This is a genomic window from Mycobacterium zoologicum (assembly GCF_020181635.2).
Lineage (GTDB): Bacteria > Actinomycetota > Actinomycetes > Mycobacteriales > Mycobacteriaceae > Mycobacterium > Mycobacterium zoologicum.
The window spans coordinates 1-21349 of record NZ_JAYJJS010000019.1 but is presented as its reverse complement, the minus strand read 5'-3'; the positions used below and the strand labels follow the sequence as shown (position 1 = coordinate 21349).

Below are 21349 nucleotides of genomic sequence, written 5' to 3'. Positions count from 1 at the left end.
TCGGGGCATGACCAACCACACCGCGATCCTGGCCGGCGGCTGCTTCTGGGGCATGCAGGATCTGATCCGCAGGCAGCCCGGCGTGCTGAGCACCCGCGTCGGCTACACCGGCGACCCCAATGTCCCCAATGCCACCTACCGCAACCACGGCACCCATGCCGAAGCCATCGAGATCGTCTACGACCCGACCGTGACCGACTACCGCAGCCTGCTGGAGTTCTTCTTCGCCATCCACGATCCGACCACGCGTAACCGGCAGGGCAACGACGTGGGGCCCAGCTACCGCTCGGCGATCTTCTACCTCGACGAGGAGCAGCGCCGGGTCGCGTGCGAGACCATCGCCGACGTGGAGGCCTCCGGACGCTGGCCGGGCAAGGTCGTCACCGAGGTGAGCCCGGCCGGCGACTTCTGGGAGGCCGAGCCCGAGCACCAGGACTACCTGGAGCGCTTCCCGAACGGCTACACCTGCCACTACATCCGGCCGGACTGGCAGTTGCAGCGTCAGTAGCTAAGCCCGGGGGCGCACCGTGATCCGGCCGCCCTGCTTCGGGGTGAACGCCACCCCGCGGGAGTGGTACTTCTCGCCGGGCGCGGTGGTGGGCTCGATGGTGAACTGCCGCAACACGGTTCGCAGCACCAGGTCCATCTCCAGGTTGGCGAAGGTCGACCCAGGGCAGCGCCGGCTGCCGCCGCCGTAGGGCAGCCACTCGAAGGCCGACGGGTTGCCGTCGAGGAAGCGCCGGGGGTCGAACCGCTCCGGGTCGCAGAACACCTCGGGGCTCTGGTGGATCTGGTTGATCCCGACGATCACCCCGTGCCCGCGGGGGATCACCCATTCGCCGATCTGCACACTCGGCGCATACACGTGCCGGCCGGCGAAGTCGATCACGGTACGCACCCGTTGCACCTCGCGAATCGTGGCGCGGCGCAACGTGTTCGCGTCGGTGTCGGCCTCGGCGGTCAGTTCGTCGAGCAGTTCCGGGTGGCGGCACAGCCGCTCGAACACCCAGGCCATGGTGGACGCGGTGGTCTCGTGACCGGCGGCCAGCAGGGTCAGCAGCTCGTCGGCGATCTCCCGGCGGGTCATCGCCGTGCCGTCGTCGTAGGTGCTGCTCAGCAGCAGCGTCAGCACGTCGGTGCGCTCGGCGAAGTTCGGGTCGGCCTGCGCGTCGTCGATCAGCTTGTCCAGGATGCGTTCGTACTGGTCGCGCCAGGCCGCCAGCTTGCCCCAGGGTGTATAGCGGCCGTAGTTGCGGATCGGCATGGGCAGCGTCACCAGCCGCGAGCCCAGCGTCACCCACTTGGGCAGGCTGACGCGAAGCTGGTCGAGTTCGGCGCCTTCGGCCCCGAAGATGGCCCGCAGGATGACGTTGAGGGTGATCCGGTTCATCGGCCCGAGCGTCTCGAACGACGTTCCGGTGGGCCATTTCCTGATCTCGTTGAGGGTCTCCTCGATGATGATCTGTTCGTAGGCCCGCACGCTCTTTCCGTGAAACGGCGGGCTCAGCAGGTTGCGCCGCCGCCGGTGCTCGGCGCCGTCGAGCGCGAACACCGAGCCGGAGCCGAGGATGCGCGACAGGTTCGGCTGGATGTTGCCGAGGTCCTCGGGGTCGGCCAGGAAAACCTGCCGGGCCAGGTCCGGTTCGGTGACGAAGACCGTCGGCCCGAAAATCGGGCTGTCGACGGTGAAGGCCGCGCCGAACCGCTTGGTCAGCCGATTGACCAGCCGGCGCCGGTCCAAGGCGAACAGCACCATCCCGAGGGACTTGGGGATGCGCGGCCCCGGCGGCAGGTTGATCGCGGGAGCGGGGACGTCTGTGCTGGTAGTGCTGTTGCCGGGGATGGTCTGGGTCATGACACGCCTTCCGACGCAGGACGTGGTACCAGTGCGTACCAAATGCTTGTCGGACACGGTACCCTTATGTACCAACGGCTGGCAAGGGTTGGGAGGTGCAGTGATGACGGCGGTGGTTGCCGACGAGGCGGCGCCCTCAACCGACCCGTTTCGGCTCCGCCTGCTCGAGGGCCTGGCCGACTCGATCAGCGAGCGCGGCTACCGGGCCAGCACCGTGGCCGACATCGTGCGCGCCGCCCGGACCTCCAAACGCACCTTCTACGACCGGTTCGCCAGTAAGGAGGAGTGCTTCCTGGAGTTGCTGCGCTCCGACAACGAGGCCCTGGCCGAGCGAATCCGCACCGCGGTGGACCCGTCCGCCGACTGGCAGGACCAGATCCGTGCGGCCGTCGGCGCCTACGTCGCCCAGATCCGGGACCGGCCGGCGATCACCTTGAGCTGGATCCGGGAGCTGCCGTCACTGGGTGAGGTGGCGCGGCCGGCCCAGCGCCGGGGCCTGGAGCTGATGTCGAACCTGCTGGTCCAACTCAGCGGCAGCCCCGGTTTCCGCCGGGCCGGCCTGCCCCCCCTCACCCCCGCCTTGGCGGTCATCCTGCTGGGCGGCCTGCGCGAGCTGACCGCCCTGGCCGTCGAGGACGGCGCCGACGTCGGCGTGATCACCGGGCCGGCGGTCGATGCCTCGATTGCCCTGCTGGGGCCCCGTCGCTGATCTACCGTTGATCCGTCGGGGGCACCGAGAACCGGAGGACCGTCATGCAGTTGTCATCGCGTAACCAACTCACCGGAACCATCTCTGACGTCGATGTCGGCGCCGTCATGGCCGTGGTCAAGATCCGCCTCGACGGGGGTGAGCAGGTGATCACCTCCTCGGTGACCCGCGACGCCGCCCTGGACCTCGATCTCAAGGTCGGCAAGCCCGCCACGGTGTTCATCAAGTCGACCGAGGTCACCGTCGGGGTCGATTAGTTCCAGGGCAGCGCGAGCCTGCAGATCTTGCGCACCACGGTGGCGAACTGCCGCAGCAGCGGGCCGCTGTTGTAGGGCACGCCATAACGCTCGCAGATCGCTTGCACCTGCGGCGCGATCTCGGCGTAGCGGTGCGCCGGCAGGTCGGGGAACAGGTGGTGCTCCACCTGGAACGACAGGTTGCCGCTGAAGATGTGAAACCACTTGCCGCCGGTCAGGTTCGCCGAGCCGAGGATCTGGCGGTAGTACCACATGCCGCGGGACTCGTTCTCGGTTTCCTCGATGGTGAATTCCTGTGTGCCGTCGGGGAAGTGGCCGCAGAAGATGATCATGTAGGACCACACGTTGCGCATCAGGTTGGCGGTCATGTTGCCGGCGAACACCAGCGGCGCGAACGGGCCGGCCAGCAGCGGGAACGCCACGTAGTCCTTGAGGGTCTGGCGGCGGACCTTCTGCCAGGTCTCCAGCAGCATCTCCTTCTTGTCGGCGAGACCGATCTCGCCGGCCCGAATGCGCTCGGTCTCCAGCTCGTGCACCGCGACGCCGTACTGGAACAGCACCATCAGCAGGAAGGCGTAGAGCGGGTTGCCCAGAAAGTAGGGCTCCCAGGGCTGCTTGTCGCTCATCCGCAGGATGCCGTAGCCCACGTCGCGGTCCATCCCGACGATGTTGGTGTGGGTGTGGTGCATGTAGTTGTGCGAGTGCCGCCACTGGTCACTGGGGCAGGCGCTGTCCCACTCGAAATCCCGGCCCTGCAACGCCGGTTCGCCCATCCAGTCGTACTGGCCGTGCATGACGTTGTGGCCGATCTCCATGTTGTCGAGGATCTTCGACAGACCCAGCATCACGGTGCCGGCCAGCCAGGCCGGGGGGATGATGCTGAAGAACAGCAGCGCGCGCCCGCCGACCTCCAGGGAGCGCTGCGCCTTGATGATCTTGTGGATGTATTCGGCGTCGCGCTCCCCGAGATCGTCGAGGACGCGCTGGCGGATGGCGTCGAGTTCGGCGCCGAACTCATCGAGCCGCGCGGGCAGATCCGGGCGCTGAGCTTCCAGGACTTCGGTCGGTTCGAGAACTGGTGCGGACATGTTGGCTCCTTTGGTTTCTACAGGTCGATTTCGACGTCGCCGACGGGCACTGACACGCAGATCTGGATGTCTTCGCTCTCGGCGGTGGAGACGGCGCCGGTGATCAGATTGCGCACCGCGCCACCGGTTTTGCGGCAGGTGCAGCTGTGGCAGATGCCCATCCGGCAGCCGCTGACCGGTTGCAGCCCGGCCGCCTCGGCCTGCTCCAGCAGGGTCCGGCCGTCATCGACGACGGCGATGGTGCTGCCCAGGAAGCTCACCTTGCCCCCGGACGCCTCGGCCGGCGCGGTGAAGACCGGCGGCACGAAGCTCTCCGAGATGGCGGCGGGGCAGTGCTGTTTCACCGCTGCCACCAATGCCGTTGGGCCGCAGACGAACACGGCCTCGGCGTCGGGCATCGCCGCCCGCAGGTGCTCGGCGTCGAAGTAACCCTGAAGGTCACCTGCCTCGGGTGTGCGGGTGTAGCCGTGCAGCACCTTCACCCGCGGCATCTCGGCGAGTTCGCCCCGGTAGCAGGCCTCCTCGGGGCTGCGGGCGTAGTGGACGAACGCCACCTTGCCGGCGTACTGCTCGGCGAGCAGGGTGCGCAGCATGGACATCACCGGGGTGATGCCGCTGCCGCCGGAGACCAGCAGGATCCGCCGGGGCCGCACGGCCGGCAGTACGAAGTCCCCGCCGACGGAGTCCAGGCCGACGATCATGCCGGGCCGGGCGTTGCGGTACAGGTATTCGGAGACCAGGCCGCCGTCGTGGCGGCCGATGGTGAGCTCGATCAGCCGCTGGCCCTCGGCGCTGGCCGGCGAGTAGCACCGGGTGCGGCGGCGGCCGTCGATGTCGACGGACAGGTTGATGTGCTGACCGGCTTGAAAACGGGGGGAGCAGCTGCCGAACGCGTCGTTGGGCTCCAGCAGCAGGGTCACGCTGCGCGGGGTGGCGCGCCGGACGGCGACCACCCGGGCGCGGGCGTCGCCCCGGACCCAGGTCGGGTCCACCAGTTCGGTGTACCGGTCGACCCCGTGCGGGCCGGTGAGCAAGTCGACCAGGCTGGAGCTCAACACCCGGCGCTTCAAGGTTTGAGTGAACATATGTACACAGTGAACACTTGTTTACGACACGTCAAGGGGTTTACGCTCGCTGTGTTACGCTTCACAACAGTGAACAGTCGTACGCCGAATTCACGGTCCGGGCGAACGAGGCCGCCGCGCCCGCCCCGTGCCGAGCGCCCGCACCGTCCCGAGCGACCGGAGCGGGGGTCGCGCGAGGAACGCAAAGAGGCCACCCGCCGCGCCATCATCGGTGCGGCGCTGACGCTGCTGGCCGAACGCAGTTTCAGTGCGCTGAGCCTGCGGGAAGTGACACGGGCGGCCAATATCGTGCCGGCAGCCTTCTACCGGCATTTCGAGTCGATGGATGCGCTGGGCCTGGTGCTCATCGACGAATCGTTTCGGGCACTGCGCGAGACGCTTCGCGATGCCCGTACCGGCGGGGTAGACCCCAGCCGCGTCATCGAATCCTCGGTGGAGGTGCTGGTGGACAGCGTGGCCTCCCGCCAGGAGTACTGGCGGTTCATCAACCGGGAACGCTTCAGCGGAATGACGGTGCTGCGGTATGCGATTCGTACCGAGATCCGGTTGATCACCTCCGAACTGGCCACCGACCTGGCGCGCTTCCCGGCGTTCAACGATTGGAGCGCAGAGGATCTGAACATCCTGGCGGGGCTGTTCGTCAACGCGATGATCGTCACCGCCGAGGCCATCGACGAGGCCCCGGACGCCGAGACGCTCGCCGAGATCAAAAGCGTTGCCGTCAAACAGCTCCGGATGATCACCGTCGCGGCCGGCGGCTGGCACAGCAAGCCCTGAGGTGAGCCCCGCCGCGGCCCCCGGAAAACTGGCCGACATCACCGGGCCCGGCATCACCGATCGCTGGGGCGTCACCTGTGCCGACCTGGGGGCGTCGGTGACAGCACCGGACGGCAATCTGGTGTCGGTGTTCGGCGACACTTTCGCCGGTGAGCGCGTGGGCCAGGGCGACTGGCGATCCCCGGTGATCCTGATCGGCACCGGCGGCGCCCGCCACCGGATCCGCTACCAGCGCGCCGGCGGCGCCGACGCCGACTACGCCCGGCAGCTGTGGCACTACCGGCACCGCGAACCTGCGAGCCGGCGCGACCGCAGCTCGATCAGCACGGTGATCCCCTCGGATCTGCTGCGGGTGGACCAGATGCTGTACCTGCACGCGATCGTCAACCGCGGCTTCGGTAACGTGGCCTGGACCGAGATCTGGAGCTCCGCCGACAGCGGCGTGTCCTGGCGCAACCTCGGCGCGAAGTTCCCGGCCCGGCTGCACCGCGGGCACGCCCAATGCTGGTCGTGGGACTACGACCCCGACGACGGCTGGATCTACGTGGTGTCCACCGGTTTTCAGCGCGACAAAGGGGTGATCCTGCGCCGGGTGCGCCCCGCCGACATCGGCGACCCTGCCAAGTACTCCGGCTGGGGCTACCGCGGCGGCCGGCGGGCCTGGGGCCGCGCCCCGGTGCCGATCACCCCGCCCGGTGAGCGGTGGGGGGAACTGTCGCTGCGCCGGCTGGCCGCCGATACCTGGGTGCTCTGCGGGTTCGTATCGTCACGCTACGCGCTGGGGTACCGGGTGCTTTCGTCTCCGGTCACCGAATTGGCCGGTGTGCCACTGCAATTGCCGGTCGTCGGCAGCGGCTGGGACAACGAGGACCACGCCGGCGGCCGGGTCGCCCAGCTCTACGGAGGTTATGTGCTGCCCGGTTCGCGGGTGGACCGCGCCGGTGGGGTGGGATTGCTGGTGTCGCAGTGGAACACCGAGCAGGGCTGGCCATATCGGGTGATGCAGTTCCGGGCGACGCTGGTCAGGTGAATTGGGGCGACTGGATGCGCTTGAGGTCGAGATCCGATGGGCGCCACGCAGAATTTCCTCGAAGGACCGATCGAGCTCAACGGCCGTCACCAACCGCCGCGCCAGCACCGCTTCCCGCGCCCGTCTGCTCGGGCATAGCGCAGAACCTACGCGCGTCGCCGTCCTCGTGCTGCCGCAAGCACCTCGTTAATCCCAGCGCCGACTGGCGAAAATAAGAGGAAACTGTGAATAATCTGATCATTTCCTGGGTGTCTGCTATGGTCGCCGCCACTAGCAGAAACTTCGATAGGGAATCCATCGTGACATCGATCAAGCAGTTCCTGTGTACCTGACCGGCGCGGGCGTCATCGCGCCGACCGACGCACCACTGCCGCTGCCGGGCAGCACCGAGTTGAGCATCCCGGACCTGACACTCGACCTGAGCTGATCCGACGTGACAACCCTCAAGCAGCTTCTGTGCGGTACGGCCGTCGCCGGCCTGGTGGCCGGAACCGGCGCGGCGGTCGGAACGCAGACGGGACTGTCCGCGGTGACGGCGCAGTGGATGCTCGCCGCCGAGCACGTGCTGCTGCTCGGCACCGACGGCACCAACCTGGACAAGATCCTGGAATACGCCTATAACGACGACAGCGGCTTCAAGATGCTGATGGACCGCGGCGTCACCGCCGCCACCAGCATCGCCGGGCATCAGACGATGTCCACGCCGTCGTGGTCGACGATCCTGACCGGAGTCTGGGACGACAAGCACGGCGTGGTCAGCAACATCTACCGGCCTGAGCCGTACACGACCTGGCCGTCGGTGTTCAACCTGATCGAGTACTACAAGCCGGAGGTCGACACCACCGTCATCTCCGGCCGGGGCCTGTTCACCGACATGGCCTCCACCGGCGGCTACCCGGCTGACAACATCATCGGCATCTCCGGCGGCTCCACGTCGGAGGAGATGGACGCGCTGGTCACCGAGGCGACCAGCGCCAAGATCCTGGGCACCACCACCAACCCGAACGTGGACACCTTCATGTTCGCCTACCAGTCCCAGGTCGACCACGCCGGACACGAATTCAGCGGCGGGTCGCCGGAGTACGCGCAGGCCGTCGTCAACGTCGGGGCCAACATCAAACAGATCCTGGAGGCCGTCGCCAACGCCGAGTCGGCCACCGGTGATAAGTGGACGATCATCGCCGTCACCGACCACGGCCACCAACAGACCGTGACCCTGCCCGGTTTCAGCCTGGGCCACGGCTTCCAGACGCCCAACGAGACGTCGAGCTTCGTGATCTTCTCGCTGGCCGGCAACGAGGCGCAGGCCGGCGGGCAGAACCTGAGCTACCAGACCGTCGACATCACCCCAACCATCTTGCAGGCCTTCGGGATTCCGATGCGCTCGGACTTCGACGGCGTCCCGATGCAGAGCGACCCGGACATCCTGCACAGCTTCGTCATACCGGTCGACCTCAAGCAGGCCCTCACCGACGCGATCAACAGCTACGGCTACCCCGACATCGGCACCGACATCATGCTGAGCCTGCGCGCGCTGGCCGGCGGCGCCGGCTTCTTCCTGGAGAGCTACCTGCTGCCGCCGATCCTCAACTACCTGCAGACGATCATCGACCAGGACATCTTCGTGATCAGCGACCTGGCCCAGGGCCTGCAGTGGGCGCTCAACACCGTCGGTCCGGTGGTGGTCGACGTCGCCACCGAGCTGGGCCGGGCGGTCGGCTACCTGACCGGGGCCGGCGTGATCGCGCCGCTCGACCCGCCGCTGCTCGACGCCGACGCGCTGGCGGGCTGATACTTCTTTCGCCCCTCGGCGGTGCCGACAGTGATATCGTAGGAACGATATCGCATGGGAGGTGCCGTGGAGTCCGAACAGATCCTTATCCGGAACCTGCCCGCGGGCACCAAAGCCGCGCTGCGGGAACGTGCCCAGCAGCATCGTCGATCCGTCGAAGCTGAGGCCAGGGCGATCCTCAGTCGAGCTCTCGAACAGTCGGCCGCCACCATGGTCGACCTACTGAGTAGCGACGAAGGCTCCGAGATCGAGTTCGAGCCGCAACGGCTGCCCCTCACAGCGCGCATACCCGATCTATGAGATACGTCCTCGACACGAACGTGGTATCTGCCCTGCGGGTGCGTGGCCGCAATCCGTCGGTCGAGTCGTGGGCGGCTTCCGTGCCGGTGGGGGACCAGTTTGTCTCTGCGATATCTATCGCCGAGATCGAGCGGGGCGTGCTGGCCAAGGAGCGCTCTGACCCAGCCCAGGGCAAGGTTCTCCGACGGTGGTTCGAAGACCGGGTGCTGCCCGCCTTTGCCGGTCGGGTACTGGCCTTCGACCTGCCGGCCGCGCGCATCCTCGCTGCATACCCGGTTCCCGAGCGCGCACCGTTGGATGACGGGCTTATTGCGGCGGTTGCGGAATCGGCCGGAATGGTTGTGGTAACCCGAAACACCAAGCATTTCAGAGAGTTCGGTGTCCGCTGTATCGACCCCTGGGCATCATCGTAAGGAGCGGCGAAGTGAAGACCCCGATCTGCGACCAATACGGCATCGACTTTCCGCTGTTCGCGTTCAGCCACTGCCGAGACGTGGTGGCCGCCGTGACGAACGCGGGCGGTTTCGGTGTGCTCGGCGGCGCCGCCTACACCCCCGAGCAGTTGGATCAGGAGCTGAGCTGGATCGACGAGCAGGTGAAGGGCAAGCCCTACGGCATCGACATCATCGTGCCCGCCAAGTTCGAGGGCAAGGGCGAGCACCTGTCCGGGCGCCAACTGGCCGACCGGATCCCCGACGACTACAAGACCTACATCGCAGACCTGTTGGCAGCACACGACATTGAGCCCGAGGAAAACCCGCGGATGGGTTCGGCGATGCTAGCGGGCAGCTCCGGCGAACAACTGCTGGAGGTCGCCGTCACCCATCCCATCCGGCTGATGGCCAACGCGCTCGGGGTGCCGCCTGACTACATGATCAAATCCGGCAAGGACCACGGCATCCCGGTCGCCGCCCTGGTCGGCGCCAAGGAGCACGCGATCAAGCAGGTGGCCGCCGGCGTCGACCTGATCGTCGCCCAGGGCACCGAGGCGGGCGGTCACTGCGGCGAGGTCTCCACACTGGTGGTGGTGCCCGAAGTGATCGACGCGATCGACGACGCGGTGCCGGTGCTGGCCGCCGGCGGGATCGTGACGGGCCGGCAGATGGCGGCCTGCGTGGCTTTGGGTGCGGCCGGGGCATGGACCGGCTCGGTGTGGCTGACCACCGAGGAGGCCGAGACCGCCCCGCACACCGTGCAGAAGATGCTGGCCGCCACCTCCCGCGACACGATCCGCTCCACGGGGCGTACCGGAAAGCCTGCCCGGCAACTGGTTTCGGACTGGACCGACGCCTGGCGGCCCAACGACAGCGGGCACACCACCCTGCCGCTGCCGCTGCAGTCCATGCTGGCCGAGCCGGCCCTGCGCCGCGTCGACAAGCTGGCCAACGCCGGACATCCCGGGGCGCTGGCCCTGGCAACGTATTTCGTCGGGCAGGGCGTCGGGCTGATGAACAAGGTCAAGCCCGCGCGCGACGTCGTGTTCGAGTTCGCCCGGGACTACCTCGCCGCCGCCGAACGCCTCAGCGGCACCGTCGACGATTAGTTACTGGGGCTGGCGCCACATCTTCCACAGCGTCGGCCCGTCGTCGGGCAGCGTGATCTCGCCGGTCACCTGAAAACCGAAGCGCTCGTAGTAGGGCACGTTCTCCAGCTTGCTGGACTCCAGGTAGGCCGGGCAGTGCTCGGCGTCGCAGCGGTCCAGCCGCGAACGCATGACGGCCTGCCCGAAACCCTTGCCGCGGGCATTGGGATCACTGCCGATCACCGCCAGATACCAGTGCGGCTCCTCGGGGTGGTTGTCCTCCAACAGGTCCGAGATCGTCCGTCCCCGTGAGATTTTCAACCCGAACGCCCAGATCAGCGCCGGCAGCATCCGCAGCTGAGAGGCCTTCGACTGCTTCCACCGGTGCGGCGGGTCCCACAGTGCCGCCGCGCCCACCGTCGTGCCGTCGCAGGCGATCTCGACGCCGCCACCACCGAGGTGGTGATAGCGGGTGGAGGTGGCGAAGTACTTCGACAACTGCGCGGTGCGGGTGTCGGCGTCGGGCAGCATCCACATCGACACCGGGTCGTCGTGGAACGCCCGGCCCAGCGTCGCACCCAGGGCGGTGAGGTCGGATTTCTTCGCGGGCCGCACGTCGATAGCCATCCGGTCACCCTAATGCGTCGCACCCGGGCGCCGCGCGGTGCAAGATCAGCGACCATGAGCACCCTGCTGTGGGATCAGCACACCTGCCTGCCGCTGCGCGACGGCACCGATGTGACGCCGCTGACCCGCTACCAGCAGCCCGGCGGCGCGCTGGTGTCGGTGAACGCGGGCTATTCGCCGCAGCGCTTCGCAGACACCATGGCCCTGCTGCGGCATTTTCGCCGTGCCGTCGACGCCCTGCCCGGCGTGCGGTTGGCGACCGGAGTGGACGACGTGGATGCGATCACCGGGGCCGGGGGCATCGCGGTGGTGTTCGATCTGGAGGACTCCAACCCCCTCGACGACGATCTGGACAATCTGGCCGTGCTGGTCTCGCACGGGGTGCGGACCCTGTTGCCCACCTACAACCACGCCAACCGCGCCGGCAGCGGCTGCCTGGACACCGACGACACCGGGCTGACCGCGTGGGGCCGTGCCATCGTGGCCGAGATGAACAACGTCGGCATGGTGCCCGACGGCTCGCACTGCAGCACCCGCACCGGTTTGGACCTGTGCGACGTGTCGACCCGGCCGGTGGTCTACAGCCACTCCTGCATGCGTTCGGTCTGGGATCACCCGCGCAACATCACCGACGATCAGGCGCGGGCGTGCGCGGCCACCGGCGGCGTCGTCGGAATCACCGGAGTGGGAATCTTCTTGGGCCCCAACACCCCAACGCTGGATGCGATGGCGCGGCACCTGGAATACGCCGTCGAGCTGGTAGGCGTCGAGCACGTCGGGGTGAGCACCGACTTCTCCTTCGATCACACCGAGCTCGCCGACGAGATGGCCGCCAACCCGGCGCTGTTCGACGACAGCTACACCCGCTGGGGTCCGATCCAGTGGATGCCGCCGGAGACCTGGCTCGGGCTGGGCGAGCACCTTGGCGCACGCGGCTGGGTTTCTGCCGACGTGGCCGCGGTGCTCGGCGGAAACTTCCGGCGGGTGGCGCGGGAGAGCTGGGGTGGTTAGCTCAGCCCCTGCTGCCGGCGCCAGTTTGTCCAGTACTTGTCTGAGTTGGAGTGCCGTAGTGCCTGCAATTCTTCGCATGTGGACTGAAGAGTTGAGCCGTCTGCCAACACCCGTTCGACTCGGTCGATGTTTCCGCGCACCCATTCGATCTCTTCCGCCGCGGACAGATACTTGATCTCCGATTCGCCGTCGACGTACTGCTTGATCAGCGATACCCAGAACCAGTTCTCTGCCGTCGCCAACCGCGTCGGTGCAACGGTCACCTCCATCTGGCCTCTGTTGTTTGCCAGGTTCCAGCTCAGGATCGGGCCTGTCAGCTGGATCGACGCGTCGATTGTCGGGTAACCGCGACTACTTGAATTCGTAATCCGATATTGCGGATCCAAATACAGCACGTCGAAATAATTCAAGAAATACTCTAGCAGGGTCTTCATTCTAGTGACCTCCACCTCAGGGCGGCCCGAATAGCTCGGTGGCTTTCGCTTCCTCCACCGCGATCAGCGCCTTACAGGTAGCTTCTACAATCGTGTCGGCAAAAAGTGTTTCCACTCGGCCAATATTACAGCTCAGCCAATCGGCAAGCTCCGCCGACAGGAACGTGCTGCGCTCTTCGATGCATCAAGGTGTCGACGAACCGACGTGAGTCTGAACCAGTTCTCGGTCGCGTCCAGGCGACTTGGTGCGACCGCCACGAAGATCTGACCTCGATCGTTGATCACCTGCCAGCTGACTACCTCGCCGGTCACCCGCAGCGAAGCATTCTCTGTGGGCGAGCCCGCGGTCGTGGAGTCAGTGATGCGGTATTTCGGGTCTAGGTACAATACTTCGAGACATTTGAGAAATAATTCCAATAATCGGGTCACTTATCCTCCCCCTAGGCCTGGCGGCATCAATGTGTTACCGTCGCGTGCCGAGTCGCCGACATCTATGGAGGTCCGAACAGTCTCGATGCGATTTGCTCTTTCAATGAGTTGAGGTCCTGGCATGAATGAACTGCGGTTTCCTGGTCAGTGAAAAGTTGCTCGATACGATTTACATTGTTTCGCAACCACTCGATACTGTTGGCATCAATAATCGTGTCCTCGTCCCCATCCAAGTACTGGCGGATAACAGATAGCCAGAACCAATTCTCGCGAGCTAGGAGTTCGGTCGGGGCGACGGCCAGTTGAATCTGTCCACGGTTATTTACCAACCGCCAGGTCAGCGTCGGACCGCTAATCACGAGAGAAGCATCCATCTGCGCTGAACCGGATGTCCTAGAGTCTGTAATTCGATAGCTTGGTTCAAGATAGAAGATATCAAAATATTCGAGAAAAATTTCAAGCAATGCCTTCATTGGACTGCTCCCTTGTTCGGCGGGATCAAAGTGTTTTCGCCGGTACGCCTGTATCCGTTAGCTTCTAAGTATCGAATTTCCGCCGCCGTGTACGTCGATGCTTCGACATCTCTAAATGGTACCGATAGGGTGATGACGTCGTTGTTTGTGATAGCGATATCAAGAACGTGCTGATTTGCGGCCATTCGCTGGGTCTCGGTGACTGTGTACCAGGCGTCGCCGATGTTGAAGTAGCTGGCCCCTCGTTGCTCGGCGAATTTCATGTAGGACAGGCCGCCGTCTATGGGTGTGAATGGCCCGAGCACCGTTTCGCCGCTGCCGGTGAGATGCTGCTCGGATAGGACCCGCAATTCCGGACTCATGTGGTCAAGCGGGTTGTCCAAGGTGAACGCGGGCCACGAGACCGCCGGTTCACTCGGTAGGTGAGGTATGTGTGGGCCGGCATCCGGCAGCGAGTGTTCGTGGGTGACTGGCGGCGGGAGGTGCTCCTCAGCGGTGACCGGGGTGTGGAGTCCGGGGTGGTGGGCGGCGAGGTCGTCCGCGGCGGCGTGCGCGCGGATTTCGGCTTGGGTGACCGCCCGCGACAGCACGTTGTCGGCGGTCAACCCGGTTGCGCTGCCGCCACCAGCCTCGAGGGCTTCGCGGGCGAACAGTGCCCGCATGCCCTGCCAGCCGGCTTCGACGCCGGCCTTGCCTGCACTGACGGCGGGACCGGCACCCACGGCCGTGAAGATGACGTTCTGCAGCAGTGCGTCGTCGGGAGTGACCCGGCCGGGGTCGAGGAATCGGGAGCCGACGAGTTTGCCGTCCTTGTAGGTGAAGTAGGCACTGCTGCCACTGCCGGCGCCCTGGTCGTAGATCTCGCCGGTACCGTTCTTGAGGGTGCCGGTCACCGCCATCTTCTGGCCGCCGAGGGTGTAGGTGAACGACACCGCTCCGTCGGGACCCAGATGCACCGAGGCCGGGTCGATCTTCGAGTAGTCGGGGATCTTGCCCAATCTGTCAAGGGCGTCGGCGAGGTTCTTCTTCAACGCCGGCAGCCGAGCCATGGCCTCGCGTGCGTCGTCGCTGCCGGCGCCGTGCGCGTAGGCCTTGGCTGCGGCATCATCGAGGGCTTTCTGCGCGGCTTGCACTTGGGCCATCGCATCGATCACCGCCTGATCGTTGGCGCGCAACAGATCCTCGAACGCAGTCTGGTCTGCTGGGCGGTCGAACGCCGGGCTCATCGGCCGACCGAAGCCGGCCAGGTGCACCGTGCGATCGGCGTCGATCCGGTAGCGCCCACCCAGCATTCGCACCGTGGCGGCTCTGGCCCGACTGTCCGCAAGGCCGTCGGCGACGACCCGGTAGATCTCACGGGTCTTGCCGATCAAGAACTGCTGAAACTGACGAGCACCCGCCGGGGTGTCCAGGCCCGGCCACGTCGCGGCAGCTTCCTTGACCTCGGATTCGATTGCGTCCAGGCGCTGTCGTGAATCGCGGTTGTGCTGCACGGCGCCGCGCAGCACCGCCTCGAATTGCTGATCGACCGCCATCGACGCTGCCAGCCGCTGCGCTAGCTGCGCTTCGCGTTTGCGCGCGGCGTCGGCGAACTCACCGCGCTCGTCGGGCATGCCGCACAACGTAGTCCCGATGGCGCGTCGGCGGCAATCCCGTCAACGCAGGCTCTTCGGCCAGACTTGCTACCGCTGAGCGGTGCCGTGCACGAAACCCTCTACTGCGCCGAGGAATTCAGTCGGCCTCTCCACCATCGGGGTGTGCCCTGATCCGGCGATCACGACGGGCTGCAAGCCCGCCTCACGGTAGCGGTCGACATTGGCCTGCGTCGGGGTGAGGACATCGCACTCACCCCACAGCACCAGCACCGGCTTGCCCAGGCCGGCCAGCCGGTCGGCCACCGCGCGCTGGGCGTTGAAGTTGGGAGCCTTGCGGGGGCCGCACAAGGCATTGTGCGTCATGCCTTTCAACGACCGGTAGGCAATATCGGGAACCGGGTAGTCGGCGGCGAATCCGGTCTGCAGCGACGTCTTGTCCACAGCGTCGATACTTCGCAGCCGGTCCAGCGAGGCGCCGAGCACGGGCCAGCACACCGCGTCACCCAAGGCCGGCATGACGACCAGACCCTCGCCGCCCGGGGTGTCGGAAACAACCACGCGGTCAACCATTTCCGGGACGCTCTCGGCCAGCGCGGTGGCCACCGTGCCGCCCATCGAGTGCCCGATTACCACGGCATGCCGCACACCCAACGCGCCGAGTGCCTGGTGCACCGCGGCCGCCTGCGCCTCGGCGCTGTATGCCGCGGTATCGCGGGGGGCTTCGGAACCGCCGTGGCCGATCAGGTCGATCGCAATCACCCGGTTGCCTGCCACCAATGCGGGCGCCACCGCTTCCCACCACTGGATCGATGCGGTGTAGCCGTGCAGCAGCACCACCGCGTGGTCGCCGCCGGAGCCGTACTCACGGACGTTGAGGTCCGGACCGGGCAGATCTAACACCCGGCCACCGCCGAAGGGCTCGGCGGCCCGTGCGATGCGGTCGGTGACCGCCCCGTCGACTAGCAGCGCGACCAGGAGTAGTGCGAACGCTAGAGCCGCAAGACGTTTACCCACCCGCTGACGGTATCGCGGGCCTAGCCTGGAGCGAGAGCGAACACACAGGAGGCCCCCATGAGCGACCACGATATCCGGATGATCGTCTTGTCCACCGACGACCTGGACGAATCCATCAAGTTCTACAGCGAAACCCTGGGCATGCCGTTGAAGTTTCGCGACGGCGCGCACTTCGCCGCCCTCGACGGCGGCTCGGTGACCCTGGCATTGGCCACCGCGGTCGATCACCCGATCCACGGCCAGGTGGTGGTCGGCATCAAGACCGACGACGTCGACGGCGCCGCGAAGGCGATCGAGGCCAGCGGCGGCGGAATCGTGAAGGGGCCCTACGACGACGCGCACGAGCGCCGGGCGGTGGTCTATGACAACAAGGGCAACGGGTTGGTGTTCTATAAGCCGCTGGCGCGGTAGGGGTTTGGTCCGAGTTCACGACTCGGCCGTCATCGGCCTGGTCGCAAGCACCGCCGTCTGTCGTCCCCCGGCGGGGGTCAACGCCGTGGCGGGAAGGCGTCTGGGCAGGACGCGCGTAGCTTGTCGGCGGTGAGGTAGATCAGATCGCCGGCTTCCTGGATTCGATCGGATTCCCCGGGTGGCCCCGCGGGCGACGAGCTCTGTCCACCGTCATGGATAATCTGGGCAAGCAGGCCGAATCCCTGTGCCCAGTCGTCCAGGTTCCGTCTGATCACCGGATCGACAACCGATTGCGCTGCGGCGCCGGCCTTCTGGCTAAGGCTCTTGACGCTGTCGGCGTCGGTGCGGGGCTCGCCGCTGTCGTGGGCGAGTGCATCCATCGACCTGGCCGAGTCTGCCTGCCACAGCTGCGCCACCTGCGCCACCACCGTGCAGTCGTCGGCGGAGGGGTGGCGATGTCTGGCCGCCAGCACCCAGCAGAAGATCGCGCCCGAAACCACGACGAGTGCCGTTGTTGCTGCCGCCCACCACCTGAAGCGAGTCGCGGTCGTCATGTCACCCACCCGAAATCGCCCTCGGCGTTCCCGCGGGCATCGAGAAGGCTCCCCCACCTGGGGTGGGCAATGACAGCGTGAGCCGTGGATTGCCTATCTGGAGTTTGTATATGTCGTTGATGCCTACTGGATTCCACTTGTTGATGCCCCAGGGTTTCGGTCCGTATCCTTCGGCATCATTGTGCGGAACCAAGGCCCGGACATGTTCGGCCTCAAAGTTGTAGTCAATCCATTTCGCTTGGTACCACTGGCCGTCACGCTGCACCCACCGCAGATGGCTCGGCGAACCGTTGAAACTCTCACCGACGACCCGAAAGCGGTATGCCTCCTGCAGAGTCCACGCGGGCTGGACACCCCACCCGTTGGGCTGTGGTGCTACCACCTCTTGTAAGCCAGAACTGGCCCCGGTTACGGGCGCAATCTCGCGGTGCGACGGCCTCGGCAAGGCGACTGGCCCGAGAGGCGGGCCACCACCTGGTCCGGCCGGGTACGCCTGTTGGCCCTCAATGTCCCAGCGGCCACCTCCGGGCGCCGAGTCCGCCGGCGGCGGGGGCTCCCACGGATAGCGCCACGCCTGGTCGCGATCGTCGCCCCCCACATACGCGACATCGCCAGGATTGGTTCCGTCCTCACCAGGGCTGCCGGGACTGTCGCTCGGCGGCCGGGGAGGCTCCAACGGGACTTTGCCACCGACCCCGTAGCGGCCACTCAGCATTTGCACTGTCGCGGCCCTGCTCTGATTGTCGGCAACGCCGTCGGCGACGACCTTGTGAATCTCGCGGGTCTTGGCGATAAGGAACCTTTGGAACTGACGTGCGCCCGCTGGAGTGTCTAGCCCGCGCCAGGTGGCAGCAGCCTCCCTGATTTCGCCTTCGATCGCATCCAAGCGCTGTCGCGCAGCACGATTCTGCTCGACAGCGCCACGTAGCACTGCCTCGAACTCGTTGTCAACCGCCACTGATGCCGCCAGCCGGCGCACCAGCTGAGCTTCGCGATCGCGTGCGGCATCCGCAAAGCTGCCGAGGTCATCGGGCATGCCGCAACGGTAGCCCACCCCGTGGCCAAAGGTTCTGCGGACTACAACGATTCAAGCTGACGACCTGGATTTATGCCGCCCTCACGTTCGCCTTGACCGCTCGGGCGACGTACTGAATGGAAATTCCACGTAATCCCAGTTCGAGTTCCGGTCTCGGGTTCCGCAACCCCAACAACCGACGCCTCGTCGATCGCAGACACAAACCGCCAGAATCCCAGATGCGGGCGAGGATCGTGTCGACGTGCTGCGGTGGGCCTTTACACCCCGCCAGTGGTCCGTTCAAACCCTCGTTGGCGTTGGAGATTCCCCTGGATAGTCGGGTACGCAACCGCCGCGGCTACGTATCCGGGTGTTCCGGCAGCGCGGGCAGCGGTGCATGTACCAACACAGCCTCGGGAGATACGATCCGCGGCATGACCACAACGCAGCCCTGGCCGATGCCACCACACGCCCGCGCCCGCACCTGGCCTGTCACGGTTCTCGCGATTTTGGCCGTAGCCCTGGCGGCAACGGCCGTAATCATAGCGCTCACCCGGTCGGGTGGCGCATCGGGCGGCAACTACACCGCCGCTCAACGAGCGAGCGCGAAGGCAAATCTGTGCAATAAATATCGAATAGCAGGAGCCGCCGTGCGCACTGAAACCTACGTGCCTGACAATACTGCACTTTCACGGATCTCCGAAACCAACGGTGCGGTGATGCTACAGATGGCTGCTGCAGATCCGGCGCTGGAGTCCCAGTACCGCGATTCGGCGATTTCCCTCGCCGCCGCCTTACTAAATGAGACGGCGCTGGGGAGCAGCGGAAAGGACGACCCGCGCTTTCAGTCGGCGGTTGAGGAAACAAACACACAGGCTGACAAATTAAAGTCCCTATGCGGCGACTAGTAGGGTACGGCTTCAGGTTAGCAGTAGGAAGTCACGTCCGACTGCCCTTCATGTACGGGGTTCGCTGGAGACGCTGGGCATAGGGCCGCCATACCAAAGGGGACACGCCAGTCAGCCTCTCCGAAAGGTCGGTGCTGCGGAAGATGCACTGTGTACGTTTTCTGCGCTACTGATTCGCTAGCTCGTGCAGGATAAACCAGGCAGGGGCCAAAATTCATGACGGTGGGGCCAAATCACTTGAAGAAACGCATGGCATGTAAGCGAGGAAGCGGTGTTGGGGCCTACGATCCGTCACGTGACCATGACGCAACCCTGGCCTGTGCCGGAGCCCATCCGCGCTCGCAACTGGCCGGCAACGGCCCTCGCCGGACTGGCCGTAGTCCTCGCTGCGACTGCGCTGATCGTTGCGCTGACCCGGTCAGGCCCAGCTCCACGTCCTAACTACACAAGCGCACAAAAGGCCGAGGCGAAGGCGCAGCTCTGTGACCGGTACCGGTTGGCTGCCCAGGCGATGCACATCGAAACATCTATCCCCGATAGCCCAGCCCTGGCTCGTGTGGCATTAACCAACGGCGCTCTGATCCTCGAAACAGCCGCCGCGGACCCAGCGTTGGACGCGCATGACTGTAGTGCAGCCCACGCCTTAGCTACTGCATATCAGACCCAGACCGCAATAAGCACCACGGCTCCTAACGAGCAATTCCAAAAAATGGGCGAGGATCTCCACGTCAAGGATAGTGTCATGCACGGGATTTGCGGCGGCTGACTGTGTAGGTGCTAGGCCCAGCACGTGATTCTTGATTGGCGCGCCGTGGTCCGTATCCCCGGACCAGCTGGCCGCTGCGACGGCCCCGATGGCCCAGACGGCGCTGCGGCCCGTGCCCCTGCAGGAAAACACGGGTGTAAGCGCGGAAGCGGCGTTCAGGGATACGATCCGTCACGTGACCATGACGCAGCCCTGGCCGGTACCGCCTCCCACTCGCACCCGCACCTGGCCTCTAGCGGTACTCGCGCTCTTGGCGGTAGCCCTCTCCACAGTCGCTGTCATTGTTTCGGTCGTTCGGCCGGGGTCAGGCTCGGGTATTAGCTACACCCGTGAACAGACGAACGCGGCTAAAGCAAACCTCTGTGAACGCTTCAAACTCGCGGATGAGGCCGCCTCTATCGAAACCAACGGGTCTGATATAGCACTAGCGCGCATATCGGCCACGAATGCTGCTGTTATCCTTGAGGCTGCGGCTTCAGACCCTGCGCTAAACGACCAATACCGTAGCGCCGCTCTTGCCCTGGCATCGTCATATGAAACAATGACGGCTTCAGGCAGCAAAGGTACCGATGATGCGCATTTTCGAGCTTCAATTGATGACGTAAACGCCAAGACTCAGGCCCTAAAGGACTTGTGCGGTGACTGAGTCCGCGGATCCAAGGCCTTTCACCCCTCTGTTGATTGGGCCGTGGTGGCCTGCGTATCCCACCCAACTCACAGCAGCAGCCGCTCAGTGGGATGCACAAGCTCAAGTCAAGGACAACGAGCGAAACGCGCTTCGCAATCTACGAACACTCATCGCTACGTCAAACCGCGGCAATACCGCCAACGATCTGACCTCGCGCATGGCTCAGCATGAGCAACGCTTGATGGACGTCGTCGAGCACTGCCATAACAAGCGCAACGCCAATACGGCGGTTGCGAATGAGGTGACTACCCTACGTACAACCTTGTCCGGCATCGCCAACTCGGGCAACAACGAGATCCAAGATATCCTCTCCAAGGACACGCCCTTAGGTGACAAGGTAAACAAAATCAACGGCGTGATCCGCGATAAAAACGAGGAGGCGAAAAGTGCCGCCGACAAGGCCAATAACGAGATCGTTCGTATTACTGGAAAAGTCCTTGGTGTATCAAACGAAGAAGCGAGAACTTGGCTCAAAGAGCATGGTGGAAATTTCGACACCTCTCACCCACCAAAGGAACTCACAGCCGAGGAACTGACTAACAAGCTGAGCAGTGACGGCGGTTCTGGAGGTAAGGGCAACCCGACCGGTGCAGATCCGCAACCGACGACCGGCCAAACCGGCGGGGATGGCGGAGAAGGCGGTCGCGGTCCAACCGGCCATGGAGGAGCCGAATCTTCCCGCGGGGCTGGTGGCGACGGCGGTCAGGGTGGGCCCAGTTCCAGCATGCCAACGACCATCGGGGGTGGCGGCAATTCGGGTGGAAAGGGGGGGCCTGAAGCGGGAAGTCCTACAGCCACAAAAGGAAGCGGCGGCGTTGTCACGGGTGGCGGCGCCGGTTCCAGCGGCAACGGCGGCGGGGGCGCCAGCGGCGGGGGAACCAACGGCGGCAGCTGGAGCGGCGGGAACGGCGGCGCTAACGGCGGAACCAACGGCGGCGGTACCAACGGCGGCAACTGGAGCGGCGGGAACGGCGGCGCTAACGGCGGAACCAACGGCGGCGGTACCAAC

Annotated in this window: 23 protein-coding genes and 2 pseudogenes; 14 read left to right on the top strand and 11 right to left on the bottom strand. The window is 65.4% G+C overall.

Annotated features, from left to right (window positions below; genetic code table 11):
• Positions 1-7 precede the first annotated feature (7 nt).
• Entirely contained in the window at positions 8-508 is a 501-nt protein-coding gene (gene msrA, locus K6T84_RS15645) for a peptide-methionine (S)-S-oxide reductase MsrA (protein WP_224863954.1), read from the top strand.
• On the opposite strand, the gene K6T84_RS15640 is transcribed toward msrA, so the two are convergent.
• Positions 509-1855, bottom strand: a complete 1347-nt coding sequence (locus K6T84_RS15640; protein ID WP_224863953.1) for a cytochrome P450 — start codon at positions 1853-1855, stop codon at positions 509-511. It lies immediately after the preceding gene.
• Positions 1856-1958: 103 nt separating this feature from the next.
• Here K6T84_RS15640 and K6T84_RS15635 point away from each other — a divergent pair, with 103 nt between their 5' ends.
• Positions 1959-2564 (top strand): TetR/AcrR family transcriptional regulator, encoded by a 606-nt coding sequence (locus tag K6T84_RS15635; protein ID WP_224863952.1) that lies wholly within the window; start codon positions 1959-1961, stop codon positions 2562-2564.
• 44 nt (positions 2565-2608) lie between these two features.
• Positions 2609-2821 (top strand): TOBE domain-containing protein, encoded by a 213-nt coding sequence (locus K6T84_RS15630; protein WP_224863951.1) that lies wholly within the window; start codon positions 2609-2611, stop codon positions 2819-2821.
• Here the strand turns inward: K6T84_RS15630 and K6T84_RS15625 are convergent.
• Both K6T84_RS15625 and K6T84_RS15620 read right to left on the bottom strand, forming a co-directional pair.
• The gene (locus K6T84_RS15625) at positions 2818-3909 is read right to left on the bottom strand and encodes a fatty acid desaturase family protein (RefSeq protein WP_224863950.1); all 1092 of its coding nucleotides are present in this window, start codon (positions 3907-3909) and stop codon (positions 2818-2820) included. The genes K6T84_RS15630 and K6T84_RS15625 overlap by 4 nt on opposite strands.
• Positions 3910-3926: 17 nt before the next feature.
• Entirely contained in the window at positions 3927-4994 is a 1068-nt protein-coding gene (locus tag K6T84_RS15620) for a flavin reductase family protein (protein WP_225401071.1), read from the bottom strand.
• A 69-nt stretch (positions 4995-5063) separates the two neighbouring features.
• On the opposite strand from K6T84_RS15620, the gene K6T84_RS15615 reads away from it, so the two are divergent.
• Positions 5064-5771, top strand: a complete 708-nt coding sequence (locus tag K6T84_RS15615) for a TetR family transcriptional regulator (RefSeq protein WP_224863948.1) — start codon at positions 5064-5066, stop codon at positions 5769-5771.
• A 1-nt stretch (position 5772) separates the two neighbouring features.
• Positions 5773-6801, top strand: a complete 1029-nt coding sequence (locus tag K6T84_RS15610) for a glycoside hydrolase family 183 protein (protein WP_225401070.1) — start codon at positions 5773-5775, stop codon at positions 6799-6801.
• A gap of 27 nt (positions 6802-6828) precedes the next feature.
• Here K6T84_RS15610 and K6T84_RS15605 read toward each other — a convergent pair.
• Positions 6829-6912 (bottom strand): annotated as a pseudogene (locus tag K6T84_RS15605) (hypothetical protein); the annotation flags it as partial.
• Between the two features lie 322 nt (positions 6913-7234).
• Between K6T84_RS15605 and K6T84_RS15600 the strand changes: the two are divergent.
• Genes K6T84_RS15600 through K6T84_RS15585 form a run of 4 tightly spaced genes read left to right on the top strand, consistent with a single transcriptional unit; the run spans position 7235 to position 10436 of the window.
• Positions 7235-8593: an alkaline phosphatase family protein gene (locus K6T84_RS15600; protein WP_225401069.1), complete on the top strand. Its 1359-nt coding sequence runs from the start codon at positions 7235-7237 to the stop codon at positions 8591-8593.
• Positions 8594-8647: 54 nt separating this feature from the next.
• Positions 8648-8893, top strand: coding sequence for a FitA-like ribbon-helix-helix domain-containing protein (locus tag K6T84_RS15595; protein ID WP_224863945.1), 246 nt, complete (start codon positions 8648-8650; stop codon positions 8891-8893).
• Positions 8890-9306 carry a type II toxin-antitoxin system VapC family toxin gene (locus K6T84_RS15590; RefSeq protein ID WP_225401068.1) on the top strand — a complete coding sequence of 139 codons (417 nt, stop codon included), beginning with the start codon at positions 8890-8892 and terminating at the stop codon, positions 9304-9306. The genes K6T84_RS15595 and K6T84_RS15590 overlap by 4 nt, the downstream gene beginning before the upstream one ends.
• Before the next feature lie 11 nt (positions 9307-9317).
• Positions 9318-10436 carry a nitronate monooxygenase gene (locus tag K6T84_RS15585; RefSeq protein ID WP_224863943.1) on the top strand — a complete coding sequence of 373 codons (1119 nt, stop codon included), beginning with the start codon at positions 9318-9320 and terminating at the stop codon, positions 10434-10436.
• On the opposite strand, the gene K6T84_RS15580 is transcribed toward K6T84_RS15585, so the two are convergent.
• A complete protein-coding gene (locus K6T84_RS15580) occupies positions 10437-11042 on the bottom strand; it encodes a GNAT family N-acetyltransferase (RefSeq protein WP_224863942.1) in 606 nt (201 codons plus the stop codon).
• A gap of 54 nt (positions 11043-11096) precedes the next feature.
• Between K6T84_RS15580 and K6T84_RS15575 the strand changes: the two genes are divergently transcribed.
• The gene (locus K6T84_RS15575; RefSeq protein WP_225401067.1) at positions 11097-12053 is read left to right on the top strand and encodes a dipeptidase; all 957 of its coding nucleotides are present in this window, start codon (positions 11097-11099) and stop codon (positions 12051-12053) included.
• Here the strand turns inward: K6T84_RS15575 and K6T84_RS15570 are convergent.
• The 4 genes from K6T84_RS15570 to K6T84_RS15555 all read right to left on the bottom strand — a co-directional run bounded on the left by K6T84_RS15570 (position 12050) and on the right by K6T84_RS15555 (position 15998).
• Positions 12050-12487, bottom strand: coding sequence for a hypothetical protein (locus tag K6T84_RS15570; RefSeq protein ID WP_225401066.1), 438 nt, complete (start codon positions 12485-12487; stop codon positions 12050-12052). The two genes, K6T84_RS15575 and K6T84_RS15570, sit on opposite strands and share 4 nt — an antisense overlap.
• Before the next feature lie 491 nt (positions 12488-12978).
• Positions 12979-13389: a hypothetical protein gene (locus tag K6T84_RS15565; RefSeq protein WP_224863939.1), complete on the bottom strand. Its 411-nt coding sequence runs from the start codon at positions 13387-13389 to the stop codon at positions 12979-12981.
• Positions 13386-15002 carry a DUF4226 domain-containing protein gene (locus K6T84_RS15560; RefSeq protein ID WP_224863938.1) on the bottom strand — a complete coding sequence of 539 codons (1617 nt, stop codon included), beginning with the start codon at positions 15000-15002 and terminating at the stop codon, positions 13386-13388. Before K6T84_RS15560 ends, K6T84_RS15565 begins: the two co-directional genes overlap by 4 nt.
• A 69-nt stretch (positions 15003-15071) precedes the next feature.
• A complete protein-coding gene (locus K6T84_RS15555) occupies positions 15072-15998 on the bottom strand; it encodes an alpha/beta fold hydrolase (protein WP_224863937.1) in 927 nt (308 codons plus the stop codon).
• 57 nt (positions 15999-16055) lie between these two features.
• Between K6T84_RS15555 and K6T84_RS15550 the strand changes: the two genes are divergently transcribed.
• Positions 16056-16409, top strand: coding sequence for a VOC family protein (locus K6T84_RS15550; protein WP_065289112.1), 354 nt, complete (start codon positions 16056-16058; stop codon positions 16407-16409).
• A 77-nt stretch (positions 16410-16486) separates the two neighbouring features.
• Here K6T84_RS15550 and K6T84_RS15545 read toward each other — a convergent pair whose 3' ends face one another.
• Entirely contained in the window at positions 16487-16963 is a 477-nt protein-coding gene (locus K6T84_RS15545) for a hypothetical protein (RefSeq protein ID WP_225401065.1), read from the bottom strand.
• Between the two features lies 1 nt (position 16964).
• The gene (locus tag K6T84_RS15540) at positions 16965-17999 is read right to left on the bottom strand and encodes a DUF4226 domain-containing protein (RefSeq protein ID WP_225401064.1); all 1035 of its coding nucleotides are present in this window, start codon (positions 17997-17999) and stop codon (positions 16965-16967) included.
• 413 nt (positions 18000-18412) lie between these two features.
• Here K6T84_RS15540 and K6T84_RS15535 point away from each other — a divergent pair, with 413 nt between their 5' ends.
• The 3 genes and pseudogenes from K6T84_RS15535 to K6T84_RS15525 all read left to right on the top strand — a co-directional run.
• Positions 18413-18886, top strand: a complete 474-nt coding sequence (locus K6T84_RS15535; protein ID WP_225401063.1) for a hypothetical protein — start codon at positions 18413-18415, stop codon at positions 18884-18886.
• Positions 18887-19833: 947 nt separating this feature from the next.
• Positions 19834-20298, top strand: a complete 465-nt coding sequence (locus K6T84_RS15530) for a hypothetical protein (RefSeq protein WP_225402090.1) — start codon at positions 19834-19836, stop codon at positions 20296-20298.
• A pseudogene (locus K6T84_RS15525) lies at positions 20291-21349 on the top strand (hypothetical protein); the annotation flags it as partial. The gene K6T84_RS15530 and the pseudogene K6T84_RS15525, both read left to right, overlap by 8 nt.